Raw genomic sequence first — 14498 nt, 5'->3', positions numbered from 1 at the left:
GCCCTCACGTGGCCTTGGAGTCGACGATCGTGAGTGCCGTGGTGGACGTGTCGTCCGCCGAGAGCGCGGGCCGCTGCCCTGCTGTGCTGTCTGGCGCTGCAGCGTTCTCTGGCGTTGCCGCGCTGTCGGGATCGGCTGCGTTGTCGGGCCCTGCCGGGCCGTCAGGCACTGCCGGGCTGTGCTGGCCGGGTTCCTCGACGGGAATGGGCGCAACGTGCACCGCGGGCAACTGCCCCGAGAAATTAGGGGTGGAAACATCGGTGGCGGCGACATCAGTGCCGGAAAGAGCGGCGTCGGCTGCGGCCGGAACCGGGATGGGTTGGACGGAGACTGCGCCCGGTCGAGCCGTTACCGGACCGTCAGCCCTCTGCCCTTCAGCCCCCTGCCCGGGAGCGACGGCGGGCGGACCTGCCGGCGCGGGCGGCACCGACGGCTGCGGCAGGGGCTCCACACTGATCGGCTGTCCGCCGTGCTCGGCGATGTCGTCCGCCAGCGTGTTGAGCATGGATTCCGCTTCGGCGATCATGCCGCGGTCGTCAGCCGCGATCCCCTTGACAAGGTATTGGGCCAGTGCGAATTCCGCCGAGAGAGCCGCCCGCCGCAGCAGGTGGTTGTCCGGGGCGTCCCGGCGTTGCTCCGTGTAGTGGCGCACCACCGCATCCACGAAGTCCTGCTCGTTGGACGCGACGAGCCACGCAAGGTCATCGGCGGGATCGCCGATCCGCAGGTCCGTCCAGCCGGTGACGGCAGTGACCCGGTCCTTTTCGACCAGCAGATTGTCCTCGTGCAGGTCGCCGTGCACCACACAGGGATTGAATCGCCACAGCGAGACGTCTTCCATGGCGTGTTCCCAGCGGCGGAGGAGCAGCGGCGGGATTTTTCCTGTGGTTGCCGCCATGTCGAGTTCATTGAGCCTGCGTTGCCTGAACTCATTCGGTGTGTAGCTGGGCAGGTCGGCATTGCTGACCAGCGCACGGGGAAGGTCATGGATGGCCGCCAGCGCGGTGCCGATCTCCCTGGCGAGCTCCTGCGATCCGGCGGTAAGCTCCTCGACCGTGCGCGTGGCGCCGTTCAGGTGGGAATACACAAACGTGGTCAGGTTCTCCTGCCGGACCGTTCCGGCCACCGTCGGCATCAGAAAAGGCAGCTCGGCACGGATAGCCGGGGCGAAAGCGCGGAGCACCAGGAACTCCGTCTCGAGCCGGGTGCTGGCCTCCGCGTGCCGCGGCGAACGGACCCGCCAGCGCTTGCCTTCGGAATCAAGGAGGAGGGCCGAGTCGAAGTCCGCGGGGTCGTCCGGGGCGGAACTCACTGCGGTCGGGCTCAGTCCGGGGACTGCCGCGGTTGCCACAGCTGCCAGTTCGATCGGTTCTCTTCTCACGCTTCCACGGTAGATTGACTCGCGTCCAAGACAACGATGTGTCCCGGCGAGTCTTGAGATCCGGCGGAAATAACAGCGTTCCGGAGCGGGTGCGGGTTCCCGGAACCGCCTGGGGAAATGTGAATTGTCACCCCGAGTCAGTACGGTGGATACATGAGTCATGCGGAGGCCGCTGCGCCGGTCATTCAGCCACCCGGCACGGCGCGGCAAAATCACCTGCCAGCGGGTGATCTGCCCGCGAATCACCTGTTCGACACCGTGCTTCCCGTGCATCCCGCCCTCGTGAACCGCGGGTCCGTGGAGCGGATGGAACCGGGCCTTGTCGACGAACTGCTGGCATCGGGCCAGGCAAAGGCCATGGTGCTCTCCGGACGGCAGGCCCTTGTCCATGACGATGCACTGGTGCTGGCGGATGCCACTCAGCTGCGGGGACGGCTTCAGGACGTGGACTCGGGGCCATCGCTCGTCGTCTACCTCGGGGCAGCCCTCAGTTCCAGCGCGCTGCCGGAGGGGACCAGGATCCTCCTTTTCATCCTGCCCGCACCGGTGGATCCCGGCACCGCGGGACTGCCCGCGGATGCCTCATGGGAGGGCTTCCGGGATGTCGCTGCCCGGCTGGACCCCACCCACACGGCCCTCTTTGTCGAGGCCAGCGCCATAGCCAACTGGCATGCCACCCATACGCATTGCCCCAGATGCGGCACGCCCACCAACGTCGAGGCGGGCGGCTGGGTCAGGCGCTGTCCTGATGACAACTCCGAGCACTATCCCCGCACGGATCCCGCGATCATCGTCACCGTGGTGGGCCCGGACGGCCGCCTGCTGCTCGGCGGCGGAGGGCCCCTCGACGCCAAGAATTACTCCACGCTGGCGGGATTCGTGGAACCAGGGGAGTCCCTTGAGCAGGCGGTGGTCCGCGAAATCCACGAGGAAGTGGGCGTGCGGGTCAAGGCGTGCCAGTACCTCGGCTCCCAGTCCTGGCCGTTCCCCGCCTCCCTCATGCTCGGCTTCACCGCCGTCACTGATGACACGGAGGCACAGCCCGACGGCGTCGAGGTCACCCGTGCGCGCTGGTTCAGCCGGGACGAACTCCAAGCGGCCGTGCTGAGCGGGGAGATCGTCATTTCCACCAGACTGTCCATCGCCCGGTCCCTCATTGAGCACTGGTACGGCGGGGTCATCCAGGACCGGCCAGCAGACGAGTGACGCTGGGAACAGCGCCAGGGCAGCTTGCTGCCCCTATCGCCGTCGCCCGTCACCGGCGCGGTACACCATCCCTCCTTCCTACTGAGCAGCAGACGTGACTATAGAAATTCCTGACGGCAATGCCTCCCTGGAGGACCGCATCCTGGGCGGCCTCGATGCCGAGCAACGTGAGGTGGCCAGCACCCTCACCGGACCGCTGTGCGTCCTTGCCGGCGCCGGCACCGGCAAGACCCGCGCCATCACGCACCGGATCGCCTACGGCGTACACTCCGGGGTCTACAGTCCGCAGCGGCTCCTGGCCGTGACGTTCACCGCCCGGGCCGCGGCCGAAATGCGCAGCCGGCTGCGCGACTTGGGCGTAGGCAACGTCCAGGCCCGGACCTTCCATGCCGCGGCGCTGCGCCAGCTTCAGTTCTTCTGGCCCCAGGCAGTGGGCGGCACGCTGCCGAACCTGCTGGACCACAAGGCGCAGATGATTGCCGAGGCAGCCCGCAGGCTGCGCCTGAGCACGGACCGGGCTTCCATCCGGGACCTGGCCTCCGAGATCGAGTGGGCCAAGGTTTCCATGCTCACGCCGGCCAACTACCTTGAGAATGCCCAGGACCGGGGAAACCCGGGCGGCTTTGACCTCACCGCCGTCGCAAGGGTGTTCCAGTCCTACGAGGACGTCAAAACCGACCGCAACGTGATCGACTTCGAAGACGTCCTCCTGATCACCGTCGGCATCCTACAGGAGGACCCCAAGGTGGCTGCCACGGTGCGGGAGCAGTACCGGCACTTTGTGGTCGATGAATACCAGGACGTCTCGCCCCTCCAGCAGCGGCTCCTCGAGCTCTGGCTGGGCGGCCGGGACGAGCTGTGCGTGGTGGGCGACGCGAGCCAGACCATCTATTCCTTCACAGGCGCATCGCCCAAGCACCTCTTGGGGTTCAAGGCCATGTACCCCAAGGCCAACGTGGTGAAGCTGATCCGTGATTACCGCTCCACGCCGCAGGTCGTCCAGCTGGCCAACGACCTCCTCGCGGGCCGTCGCAGCGGCGGGCCGGTCGCTGACGCCGCCTGGGCGGCGCCGCTGAAGCTGGTTGCCCAGCGGGACGCAGGCCCCCTGCCGCAGTTCACCGAGTGCTCGGACGACGAAGCCGAGGCCGCGACGGTGGCGCAAAAGATCCGGGCACTGCTGGATGCCGGTGTTCCGGCGAGTGAAATCGCGGTCCTTTTCCGCACCAACGGGCAGTCGGAGGCCTACGAGCAGGCCCTGGCCTCGGCGGGCATCGGCTACCAGTTGCGCGGCGGCGAGCGCTTTTTCGCGCGCAAGGAGGTCCGCGACGCCATCCTGCAGCTGCGGGCGGCCACACGGGCAGTGGCCGAATCGTCGCCGCAGCCACTCGGCCAGATCGTCCGGGACATCGTGGCGTCCCTTGGCTACACGGACTCTGCCCCGCACAGCGGCGGGGCCCTGCGGGAACGCTGGGAATCGCTGGCTGCCCTGGTGGCACTGGCGGACGAGCTGGCTCTGAGCCGGGGGAGCGGATTCAGCCTCGCGGACTTCGTCAACGAACTGCAGGAACGCTCGCTCGCCCAGCATGCGCCCACCGTGCAGGGGGTCACGCTGGCCTCGCTGCACGCAGCGAAGGGCCTTGAATGGGATGCGGTTTTCCTCGTGGGCCTTTGCGAAGGCCTGATGCCCATTTCCTTCGCGGATACTCCGGAGGCGGTGGATGAGGAGCGCCGGCTCCTTTACGTGGGCATTACCCGGGCAAGAGAGCATCTGGCCCTGTCGTGGTCCACGGCGCGGACGCCGGGAGGCCGGGCCAACCGCAAGCCCTCCCGCTTCCTGGACGGCCTGCGGCCCGACTCCGTGGCAAGTTCCGCCGCAAGGGGCAAGGGTCCTGCGCCGCGCCGCAAGGCTGCCGTCCCGGCGTCCTGCCGGGTCTGCGGCAGCATGCTGTCCACGGGAGCCGAGCGGAAGGTGGGGCGCTGCAGCCAGTGCCCGCCGACATACGAGGAGCAGACCTTCTCCGCGCTCCGGGAATGGCGCCGGGAAGTTGCGCTGTCCGCCGACGTGCCGGCCTTCGTCGTCTTTACCGACGCGACCCTCACCGCCATCGCCGAGGCCCGGCCCACCTCCCTGGAGGAGCTGGCACGGCTGGCAGGCGTCGGCCCGTCCAAACTGGAGCGCTACGGTGAAGCCGTCCTGACGGTCCTCGCGGAAAGCAGCGTCCTGTGATGGCGGACGTGCAGCTGAAAACGCACGACGGCGCGCCCGTCGTCGTCCGCAGGTCGGCCCGGCGGCGACGCACGGTGGCCGCGTTCTGGGAGGACGGCACGGCCGTCGTCGCCATCCCCGCAAACTTCAGCAGGGCGCAGGAAGCCGAATGGGTGCGCCGGATGCTCGACAAACTAAAGGTCCAGGGGGACCGGCAGTCCAAAGGCGGGAGGCGTCCCGCGACAGATGCCGCCCTTGCCAGCCACGCGGCTGATCTCTCGGCACGGTATCTCGGGGGCAGGGCCGCGCCGACGTCGGTGCGCTGGGTCAGCAACCAGAACTCGCGCTGGGGTTCGGCAACCCCTGCGGACGGGTCCATCCGGCTGTCGGACAAGCTCCGGCCCATGCCGCAGTGGGTCATCGATTACGTGCTGCTCCATGAACTGGCTCACCTGCTGGTCGCCGGACACAATGCTTCCTTCTGGCGGCTTCTGGAGGCCTACCCTGAAACCGCTCGGGCCAAGGCTTTCCTGGAGGGCGTATCTTTCGCCACCTCGCGGGGATTAACTGCCGACGGGCCAGTCCCAGGGGACTGACCCGTCGGCAGGGGCGAGCGGCCGCCCTACTGGGCGCCGTCGTCTTTCTTTGTACCGTCGTCGTCCTTCGCGCCGCCCTCTGTATCTGGCTCCGTTGCTGCCGCTGTTCCTGCCTCGGGGGTGTCGAAGCCGCCATCCAGCAGCTTCGTCAGGGCGTCATCCACTTCGCTGTCGCTGGCCTCCGCCAACTGGCGGCGTTCGCTGAAGCCCTTGGGGTCGTCCAAGTCCTCGGCGGTGGGCAGCAGATCAGGGTGCTTCCAGATGGCGTCGCGGCCCTCGATGCCGCGTTCCTGCTTGAGCGAGGCCCACAGCGTTGCCGCTTCCCGGAGCCGGCGCGGGCGCAGCTCGAGCCCCACGAGCGAGGCAAAGGCATGTTCGGCCGGACCGCCGGTGGCGCGGCGGCGCCGGACCGTCTCACGGAGCGCCGCGGCGGAGGGGAGTACCTTCTCCGTGGCCGCTGCCGTGAGTTCATCAACCCAGCCTTCAACGAGCGCCAGCGCGGTTTCCAGCTTCTGCAGGGCCTGCTCCTGCGCCGGCGTCCGCTTGGGCATGAACACTCCCTGTGAGAGGGCCTCCTGAATGCCCTCCGGGTTGCTGGGGTCCAGGTCCCGGGCCAGCTCTTCGATCCGGGACGTGTCAATGTGGATGCCGCGGGCGTAGGCCTCAATGGCGCCCAACAGGTGCCCCCGCAGCCAGGGGACTTGGACGAACAGGCGGGCGTGGGCGGCCTCGCGGACCGCAAGGAACAGGCGGATGTCGTTTTCCGGCAGGCTGAGGCCCTCGCCGAATCTGGCCACATTGCCGGGAAGCAGCGCCATTTCCAGGTCGGCCAGGGGAACGCCGATGTCCGTGGAACTGACCACCTCGGCGGAGAGGGCACCGATGGCCTGTCCCAGCTGCATGCCGAAGATGGCGCCACCGATGTTCTGCAGCATCGAGGAGGCGCCGCCCATCATGGACTTCATTTCCTCAGGCATCTGCTCGGTCATGGCACTGGAGAGCGCGTTGGCGACGCTGTTGGCTACCGGCTCGGTGAGCCGCTTCCACGTCCCGAGCGTCTCCTCGACCCACTCAGCCCGGGACCAGGCCTTCCCGATCAGGCCGGTGGCGGGGAGGTCTGTCACCTGGTCCAGCCAGAGCTCAGCCAGCCGCAGGGCCTCGTCCACCTCCCGGGACTGGGCCGCTGTCACCGACGGGTCGGTGCTGCTGGCGGCCACCCGGCGGGCATTGTCATGGGCGAGCTTCCAGTTCACGGGACCCTCGGAGGGGGCGCTCATCATGGCCTGGACCTGCGAGAACATCTGCGCCAGGAGGTTGGGGTCATCCGGGAGCCCCGCGGCCTTGGCCAGTTCAGAGGGGTCGATGTCACCCATGCCCTTGCCGCCCATGAGGTTCTGCAGCATCTCCGCCAGCGGATCCTTCGGATTTTCGTCGCCGTTGGACGGATTGAGTGGGTTGGAGGTCATGATCCCGCCGATCGTCGGTGTGACTATTGATCACCTTCACGCTACCCCTGCGCGAGAGCGACTGTCTGCCCAAAGGCGGTCCGTTCGCTGTAGGCAAAGAGCTTTAGCAGCGCCAAGACGCGTAGTGTTAGTAGTCGGAATGTTTGCAGGCTGCAGCGGGCTGTCCGCCTGCTGCAGCCCCAGCACTGTGTAGGCCGGCTGCGTAAGGCGACTGCGTAGGTTGACCGCGGTGCGGAGAGGTCCTTTCTGTGACGATAACCAAGGGCGATCAGCCCTCAGACGAGTCCGCGGCTCCTGCCGCCGGCGGCGAATCGGCGGACACGGCCGGGTCACGCCCTGCCGCAGCGCGTGATCCCCGTGTTTCCGCGATGACGCTGTCAGGGCTCATTGCCCTGGTCCTCGGTGTCACGGCCGCCGTGCTGCCTGTCCCGTACGTCGTCGAGTCACCGGGACCCACGTTCAACACGCTGGGCCAGGACAACGGCAAGCCAGTCATCAGCATCACGGGGCGCGATACCTACCCGGCGGAAGGGAACCTGAACCTCACCACGGTCTATGTCGACGGCGGCCCCAACGGCCCGGTCAGCGTTTTCGAAGCGTTCTCGGCGTGGATCGACGGTTCAAAGGCCGTCTATCCGCAGGAGCTGATTTTTCCCACGGGCGTCACCAAGGAGCAGTCCCAGCAGGAAAGCGCGGTGGCCATGACCACGTCGCAGGAGAATGCTGTGGCCTCGGCACTGAAGGAGCTCGACATTCCCTTCGGGCAGAAGCTGGAGGTCGCTGAACTGTCGGAGGGCTCTGCCTCGCAGGGGAAGCTGAAGCCCGGTGACGTCTTCACGTCCATCAACGGCAAGCCGATCACGTCGCTCTCCGTTGTCCAGGACGAATTGGCTGCCGGAACGGGCAAGCCCGCCGTCATCGTCGTGGAGCGCGAGGGCAAGGCCGTCACGGAAACCGTGACCCCGGCCCGGAGCGACTCCGGCAGGTTCATCCTGGGGGTCCTCCTCAAATACCGCTTCACGTTCCCGTTCGACGTTAAGATCTCGCTGGAAAAGGTCGGCGGCCCTAGCGCCGGAATGATGTTTGCCCTGGGCATCATCGACACTGTGACCCCCGGGGACCTCACCGGCGGCAAGCACATCGCCGGAACAGGGACGATCTCCCCGGACGGCGTGGTGGGACCCATCGGCGGCGTCGCGGTCAAGATGCACGGGGCCCGGGCCGACGGCGCCACGATGTTCCTCGCGCCGGCGGCAAACTGCGCCGAGGTTTCAGGGCATGTCCCAGAAGGCCTGCAGGTGGTCAAGGTGGAAAATCTGGACGAGGCGAAGCGCGCCGTGGAATTGGCCGCGAGCGGAGGGGACACATCGGGCCTTCCGGCCTGCGCAAACAACTAGACTAAAGGCAGGAACTAAGGCCCGTTGCCGCTCGTGGCATTAATTGACAGCCGCTGCGCGTGGCGGGCCGAGCAAGCTGACACGTGCTCTGCGCCGCTGGTGCAACGCGCCATGCATGTTGTCCCCGGAAACTTAAAAATATGATCAGCAAATGACAAAGCTATGAGGTACCGAGTTTGTCCCGTCCTGCCAGCCCCACCCCGCCCGGAAGACTCCAGCCAAAGCGCGGTGCCTTGACGCCGACGCTCATTGTCGTTGCGCTGGTCGTCGTCGGTTTCATCTTCTTCGCCAACGTGTGGACGGACGTCCTCTGGTACCAGCAGCTGGGCTTCTTTGAAGTCTTCCTGACGGAAAACGTGGCAAGAATCAGCATCTTCGCCGCGGGTTTCGCGGTCATGTTCGCCGGTGTGTTCTACGCCATCCGGATCGCCTACCACGCCCGCCCGGTGTACGCCCCGGATTCCGAAATCCGGGACAACCTCAACCGCTACCAGGCGCAGCTTGAACCAGTGCGCCGGGTGGTCATGATCGGACTGCCGGTGCTGTTCGGGCTCTTCGCCGGAAGTGCCGCCTCAAGCCAGTGGCAGAAGGTGCTGCTGTTCTTCAACCAGGAACCCTTCGGCCAGAATGACCCGGAATTCGGGCTGGACATCAGCTTCTACCTGATGACGCTCCCGTTCCTGGGCTTCATCGTCGGATTCCTCATCAGCGTGGCGGTTGTTGCCGGCATCGCGGGCATCCTGACCCACTACCTCTACGGCAGCATCCGGATCATGGAACGCGGGATCTTCACCAGCCGCGCCGCGCAGATCCATCTGGCCGTGACGGGCGCCTCGTTCCTTGTGCTCCTGGGCATCAACTTCTGGCTGGACCGCTACGCCGCAGTCCAGAACAACAGCGGCCGATGGGCAGGTGCGCTCTACACGGACGTCAACGCCGTCATTCCCACCAAGTCGATCCTGGCCGTCGCCGCGATCCTCGTTGCCATCCTGTTCATTGTTGCCGCTGTCATTGGCAGGTGGCGGCTGCCGCTCATCGGTACGGCAATGCTGGTCATCACCTCCATCCTCGCCGGGGGTGTCTACCCGTGGGTTATCCAGCAGTTCCAGGTCCGTCCCTCGGAACAGACCCTCGAAAACGAATACATCAAACGGAACATCGGCATGACCCGGGCGGCCTACGGCCTCGACCAGGTGCAGGTGGACCGCTACAACGCCACCACCAACGCCGCCTCCGGTGCACTGGCAAAGGACGCGCAGACCACCGCCAATATCCGCCTGCTGGATCCGAACCTTATTTCGGATGCCTTCTCGCAGCTTGAGCAGTACCGCCCGTACTACCAGTTCCCGAACTCGCTGAACGTAGACCGGTATCTGGTTGACGGCAAGGTCCAAGACACCGTCATTGCCGTGCGTGAACTGAACCCGGAGGGGCTGAGCCCAGACCAGCAGTCCTGGCTGAATACCCACGTCGTTTACACGCACGGCTACGGCGTGGTGGCGGCCAAGGGCAACAAGTTCACCGCCGACGGCAAGCCGGAGTTCCTGCAGTCGGGGATTCCGTCCACCGGTGTCCTGGGCAACGATGAAACGTACGAACCCAGGATCTACTTCGGCGAGGATTCCCCGGAGTATTCGATCGTGGGCGCCCCGGAAGGGGCACCGCACCGCGAGCAGGACCGTCCCTCCGGCAAGGACACGGGCGGCGAGACGCAGTACACGTTTACCGGCAACGGCGGCCCGAATGTCGGCAGCTTCCTCAACCGGGTGCTGTACTCGATCAAGTTCCAGTCCTCGGACCTGCTGCTGTCCGATGGTGTGAACCCGGCCTCGCAGATTCTCTACGAACGCAATCCCCGCGAACGCGTGCAGAAGGTGGCGCCGTACCTGACGGTCGACGGGAACGCCTATCCCGCCGTCGTCGACGGGCGCGTCAAGTGGATCGTGGACGGCTACACCACCAGCCAGTACTACCCGTACTCCCAGCAGGAACAGTTGTCGGATGCGACCACCGACTCGCAGACCGCTGCGCAGCGCACCGTGGCTCTGCCCAATACCTCGGTCAACTACATCAGGAACTCCGTGAAGGCCACCGTCGATGCGTACGACGGGTCCGTCACGCTGTATGCCTGGGATGACCAGGACCCGCTGCTGAAGGCCTGGCAGAAGGTTTTCCCGTCATCACTGAAGCCGTACTCCGAGATGTCCGCCGCCGTCATGAGCCACGTCCGGTACCCCGAGGATCTGTTCAAGGTGCAGCGCGAGCTGCTGGGCCGTTACCACGTGACTGACCCGGTCAGCTTCTACAAGAACGACGACGCCTGGAGCGTTCCGAACGACCCCACGGTTTCGGAGGACGTCAAGCAGCCGCCGTTCTACATGTCCCTGCAAATGCCCGGCCAGGAGAAGCCCGCATTCCAGCTGACGTCGTCGTTCATCCCGCAGGTGGTTGACGGCAACGCGAGGAACGTCCTGTACGGCTTCCTGGCAGCCGACTCGGATGCCGGCAGCCAGAAGGGTGTGAAGGCCGAGTCCTACGGAAAGCTCAGGCTCCTCCAGGTGCCGCCGGAAGCACAGGTGCCCGGACCGGGCCAGGCGCAGAACAAGTTCAACTCCGACCCGACCGTTTCGCAGGCACTTAACCTGCTCCGCCAGGGTGCCTCGGATGTCTTGAACGGCAACCTCCTCACGCTTCCTGCCGGCGGCGGTCTGCTCTACGTCCAGCCGGTGTACCTCCGGTCGACCGGCGAGACCTCGTACCCGACCCTCCAGCGCGTGCTGGTTGCCTTCGGCGACAAGATCGGCTTTGCCCCCACCCTGGACGAGGCCCTGAACCAGCTCTTCGGCGGTGACTCCGGAGCCGCTGCCGGTGACTCTGCCAACAACGGCCAGACTCCGCCGGCGCCGGGCGGAGGAGGAACGCCTGCCCCGGGCACCACGGACGCCCGCGCCGAACTGAAGGCCGCCTTGGCAGAAGCCAACGCCGCCATCAAGGCCGGGCAGGAAGCGCTGGCCAAGGGCGACTTCGCAGCCTACGGCGAGCAGCAGAAGAAGCTGAACGCGGCACTGCAGAAGGCCATCGACGCCGAGGCGAAGATTGCCGCCACCACTCCGGCCTCGGAGCAGTCCCCGTCGGCGACGCCGGCGCCGACCCCCAGCAGCTGAGGCTCCGGGCATACCAGGGTTGAAGGTCCGCCGTCCGCTCCCGCAAGGGGAACGGAGGGCGGGCCTTCCTCATGGGCCTGAAAGCTGACTGGCGGAGTGGCGCCGATGGGGAGACGCAGATCACGTCTTCTCGATTTGGCCTGCTGTTCACCGGACGGTAGAGTTGTTCTTGCGACGCGGGGTGGAGCAGTTCGGTAGCTCGCTGGGCTCATAACCCAGAGGTCACAGGTTCAAATCCTGTCCCCGCAACTGAGAGAAGGCCCGGATCACCGTCAGGTGGTCCGGGCCTTTTGCTGTCCGGACTCCGCCCAGGGCTGGCTCTCCGGGCGGCGCCCGGGGGGTGGCATTTCAGGCCGCGAAAGTAGGGTACAGTTGATCAAGCGACGCGGGGTGGAGCAGTTCGGTAGCTCGCTGGGCTCATAACCCAGAGGTCACAGGTTCAAATCCTGTCCCCGCAACCACAGAAGAAGCCCTGGCCGGTGATCAACCGGCCGGGGCTTTTCGCTTCCCGGTAGCTTTTGTTCACGTTCTGGCAGTTCCTAGTATTCTCTTCGCAGGGCCCGGAGTGTTTCGGCCGGGGCAGTTGCCCGTCTCAGTCATTCTCGAGAGGAATGTAGTTTCGATGTCCACAACGAAGAACAAATCCGGCACGGCGAAAGGTAAGCGGTCCAGGCTCTACTGGACGGTGCCGGCGGTCCTCGTGGCAGCAGTGCTGGTGGTTCTGCTCGCAAAGTGGGCCACGGGCCTTGCCGGTGTCCAGTCCTTCCTGACGGACTACCCGGGACATTCCGAACTCCCCGAGGGCGCACCGGTCGGGTTCCCGGCCTGGCTCGGCTGGCAGCACTTCCTCAACGCGTTCCTGCTGCTGCTCATCATCCGCACGGGCTGGCAGGTGCGGACAACCACGCGCCCCGGCGGCTACTGGACGCGGAACAACAAGGGCCTGATCAAGACCAAGAACGCCCCCACCAAGATCTCCCTGGAACTCTGGTTCCATCTGACCCTCGACGCGCTGTGGATCCTCAACGGCCTGGTTTTCGCCGTGCTGCTCTTCGCCACAGGCCAGTGGATGCGGATCGTGCCCACCAGCTGGGACGTCTTCCCGAACGCCCTGTCGGCCGCCCTGCAGTATGCGTCGCTGGACTGGCCCACCGAAAACGGCTGGGTCAACTACAACGCTCTGCAGCTGCTGGCGTATTTCGCCACGGTCTTCATTGCCGCCCCGCTCTCCTTCATCACCGGCCTGCGGATGTCAGCGGCCTGGCCCAAGAAGGCAGCCGGGCTGAACAAGGCCTTCCCGATCGAAGCCGCGCGCGCCATCCATTTCCCCGTGATGGTCTATTTCGTCGCGTTCATAGCGGTGCACGTGTTCCTCGTACTGGCTACTGGGGCTCTCAGGAACCTCAACCACATGTACGCCGCCAGTGACGATGCCGGCTGGGCGGGCGTCTGGATCTTTGCCGCGTCCGTCGCAGTCATGGTCGCGGCCTGGTTCCTGGCCAGGCCGCTGTTCCTGCGCCCGATTGCTTCCCTGATGGGGAAGGTCACCAGCCGCTGACCGCAGGCGCCGGCGGAGCATGTCAGCCGTCCTTCAGCTGCTGGTAGGCGTCCAGGGCCCTGGCGCGTGACTCCTGCAGCCCCACGAGCGGTGCAGGATAGGCATTGGCCGCCGTGCTGTCCTTCCACGGCTCGTGGATGGTTCTGTCGTCCAGATCAGCCAGCTCAGGGATGAACGTGCGCAGGTACCGTCCGCGGGAATCAAACTTCTTGCTCTGGGTGACGGGGTTGAAGATCCTGAAGTAGGGCGAGGCGTCCGCCCCGGACCCGGCCACCCACTGCCAGTTGGCGGGGTTGCTCGCGGCATCGGCGTCCACGAGGGTGTCCCAGAACCACGCTTCGCCCAGGCGCCAGTCCGCCAGCAGGTTCTTCACCAGGAATGATGCCGCGGCCATGCGGACGCGGTTGTGCATCCAGCCCGTCTGCCACAGCTGACGCATGCCGGCATCAACGAGGGGATAGCCGGTGCGGCCCTGCTGCCAGGCCGTGAGTTCCGCGTCGGACGGCGTTTGCCAGGCAAAGCGGTCAAATTCGCGGCGGTAGTTGTCCGTGGCGAGGCCAGGGTTCTCATAGAGCAGGTGCCAGCAAAATTCCCGCCAGCCAAGCTCGCTTCGAAAGATGCCGACGTCGGCAGGAGCGTTCCGTGGGAAGTGTTGGCGAAGTGCCTGCCAGACCCGGAACGGGCTGATTTCGCCAAAGCGGAGGTGCGGGGAGAGCCGGCTGGTGCCCTCGACACCCGGCAGGTCCCGTCCGGTTCCGTACTCCTCGACGGGTCCGTCGAGGAAGTCCTCCAGCCGCAGGCCCGCGCCCCGTTCCCCGGGCGTCCAGGTTTCCGCGAGCCCGGCGCTCCAGTCGGGCTGGCGGGGGAGCAGCCCCCAGCCCTCGAGGCTGTCACTGACGGGCAGCGACCCGCTGGCATCATGTGCCTGCGGGGGGAGGCTTTGCGGGGCATCAGCGGGCATCCTTGGCTCCGCGCCGGCCAGGCACGACCGCCAGAACGGCGTGAAAACCTTGTACGGTCCGCCAGTGCCCGTCCGGACGGTCCATGGCTCGAAGAGAAGGTTCGCCTGGAAGCTGGTGGCTGTGATGCCCTGCCCGGCGGCCCATTCCTTGATGCCGGCGTCCACGGTCCGTTCGGCAAGCCCGTAGCGCCTGTTCCAGAGGATCTGCCCTGCGTCCGTCTCCTCGGCCAGCGCACGGAGTCCGGCGGAGGCGGCACCGCGCCGGAGGAGCAGGCGCGAGCCTTTGGATTCCAGGTCTGCGGAAAGTGCGGCCAGCGAATGGTGGAGCCACCATTTGGCCGCACCGCCCAGCGGACGGATGCCGGGGGAGTCCTCATCCAGGATGTACACCACGGTCATCCGGTCCGGGCTTGCGGCTGCCGCCGAAAGAGCTGGGTTGTCGTCGAGGCGAAGGTCGTCCCGGAGCCAGACAATCGTGGAAGACATGGTTCCACGCTACATGCCGCGGGTAGGAAGAAGGCCGGGATCCGCAGGGATCCCGGCCTTCTTCGTACGTCCGCTGA

General features: G+C 66.3%; 9 protein-coding genes and 2 tRNA genes. 8 read left to right on the top strand and 3 right to left on the bottom strand.

Annotated features, from left to right (window positions below; all coding sequences use genetic code 11):
• Window positions 1–4: 4 nt before the first annotated feature.
• Complete coding sequence (locus AC3A3W_RS15155) at window positions 5–1381, bottom strand: macrolide 2'-phosphotransferase (RefSeq protein ID WP_487443846.1); 1377 nt, start codon at window positions 1379–1381, stop codon at window positions 5–7.
• 153 nt (window positions 1382–1534) lie between these two features.
• Between AC3A3W_RS15155 and nudC the strand changes: the two genes are divergently transcribed.
• The 3 genes from nudC (at window position 1535) to AC3A3W_RS15140 (ending at window position 5389) form a co-directional block, all read left to right on the top strand.
• On the top strand, window positions 1535–2587 hold the full coding sequence (gene nudC, locus AC3A3W_RS15150) for an NAD(+) diphosphatase (RefSeq protein ID WP_487443845.1): 1053 nt from the start codon (window positions 1535–1537) through the stop codon (window positions 2585–2587).
• Window positions 2588–2681: 94 nt separating this feature from the next.
• On the top strand, window positions 2682–4814 hold the full coding sequence (locus tag AC3A3W_RS15145) for an ATP-dependent DNA helicase UvrD2 (RefSeq protein ID WP_487443844.1): 2133 nt from the start codon (window positions 2682–2684) through the stop codon (window positions 4812–4814).
• Window positions 4814–5389, top strand: coding sequence for a M48 metallopeptidase family protein (locus AC3A3W_RS15140; protein WP_487443843.1), 576 nt, complete (start codon window positions 4814–4816; stop codon window positions 5387–5389). The genes AC3A3W_RS15145 and AC3A3W_RS15140 overlap by 1 nt, the downstream gene beginning before the upstream one ends.
• Before the next feature lie 26 nt (window positions 5390–5415).
• Here AC3A3W_RS15140 and AC3A3W_RS15135 read toward each other — a convergent pair whose 3' ends face one another.
• Window positions 5416–6855: a zinc-dependent metalloprotease gene (locus AC3A3W_RS15135; RefSeq protein ID WP_487443842.1), complete on the bottom strand. Its 1440-nt coding sequence runs from the start codon at window positions 6853–6855 to the stop codon at window positions 5416–5418.
• Between the two features lie 248 nt (window positions 6856–7103).
• On the opposite strand from AC3A3W_RS15135, the gene AC3A3W_RS15130 reads away from it, so the two are divergent.
• The 5 genes from AC3A3W_RS15130 to AC3A3W_RS15110 all read left to right on the top strand — a co-directional run bounded on the left by AC3A3W_RS15130 (window position 7104) and on the right by AC3A3W_RS15110 (window position 12974).
• Window positions 7104–8252 (top strand): YlbL family protein, encoded by a 1149-nt coding sequence (locus tag AC3A3W_RS15130; protein ID WP_487443841.1) that lies wholly within the window; start codon window positions 7104–7106, stop codon window positions 8250–8252.
• Between the two features lie 176 nt (window positions 8253–8428).
• Window positions 8429–11416 carry a UPF0182 family membrane protein gene (locus AC3A3W_RS15125; protein ID WP_487443840.1) on the top strand — a complete coding sequence of 996 codons (2988 nt, stop codon included), beginning with the start codon at window positions 8429–8431 and terminating at the stop codon, window positions 11414–11416.
• A 175-nt stretch (window positions 11417–11591) separates the two neighbouring features.
• Window positions 11592–11665: transfer RNA gene (locus AC3A3W_RS15120), tRNA-Met, on the top strand.
• A 135-nt stretch (window positions 11666–11800) separates the two neighbouring features.
• Window positions 11801–11877: transfer RNA gene (locus AC3A3W_RS15115), tRNA-Met, on the top strand.
• A gap of 161 nt (window positions 11878–12038) precedes the next feature.
• On the top strand, window positions 12039–12974 hold the full coding sequence (locus AC3A3W_RS15110; RefSeq protein ID WP_487443839.1) for a cytochrome b/b6 domain-containing protein: 936 nt from the start codon (window positions 12039–12041) through the stop codon (window positions 12972–12974).
• A gap of 22 nt (window positions 12975–12996) precedes the next feature.
• Here the strand turns inward: AC3A3W_RS15110 and AC3A3W_RS15105 are convergent, their stop codons facing one another.
• Window positions 12997–14421: a cryptochrome/photolyase family protein gene (locus AC3A3W_RS15105; protein WP_487443838.1), complete on the bottom strand. Its 1425-nt coding sequence runs from the start codon at window positions 14419–14421 to the stop codon at window positions 12997–12999.
• Window positions 14422–14498: the final 77 nt, after the last annotated feature.

It is taken from the genome of Arthrobacter sp. Soil_N43 (genome assembly GCF_057655195.1).
Note: the sequence above shows the minus strand (reverse complement) of the source record. Positions and strands in the feature narration are given on the sequence as shown.

Coding starts and splice junctions, on each gene's coding strand:
- nudC (WP_487443845.1), top strand. CDS start 1,535: ATGAGTCATGCGGAGGCCGCTGCGCCGGTCATTCAGCCACCCGGCACG.
- AC3A3W_RS15140 (WP_487443843.1), top strand. CDS start 4,814: ATGGCGGACGTGCAGCTGAAAACGCACGACGGCGCGCCCGTCGTCGTC.
- AC3A3W_RS15135 (WP_487443842.1), bottom strand. CDS start 6,855: ATGACCTCCAACCCACTCAATCCGTCCAACGGCGACGAAAATCCGAAG.
- AC3A3W_RS15110 (WP_487443839.1), top strand. CDS start 12,039: ATGTCCACAACGAAGAACAAATCCGGCACGGCGAAAGGTAAGCGGTCC.
- AC3A3W_RS15105 (WP_487443838.1), bottom strand. CDS start 14,421: ATGTCTTCCACGATTGTCTGGCTCCGGGACGACCTTCGCCTCGACGAC.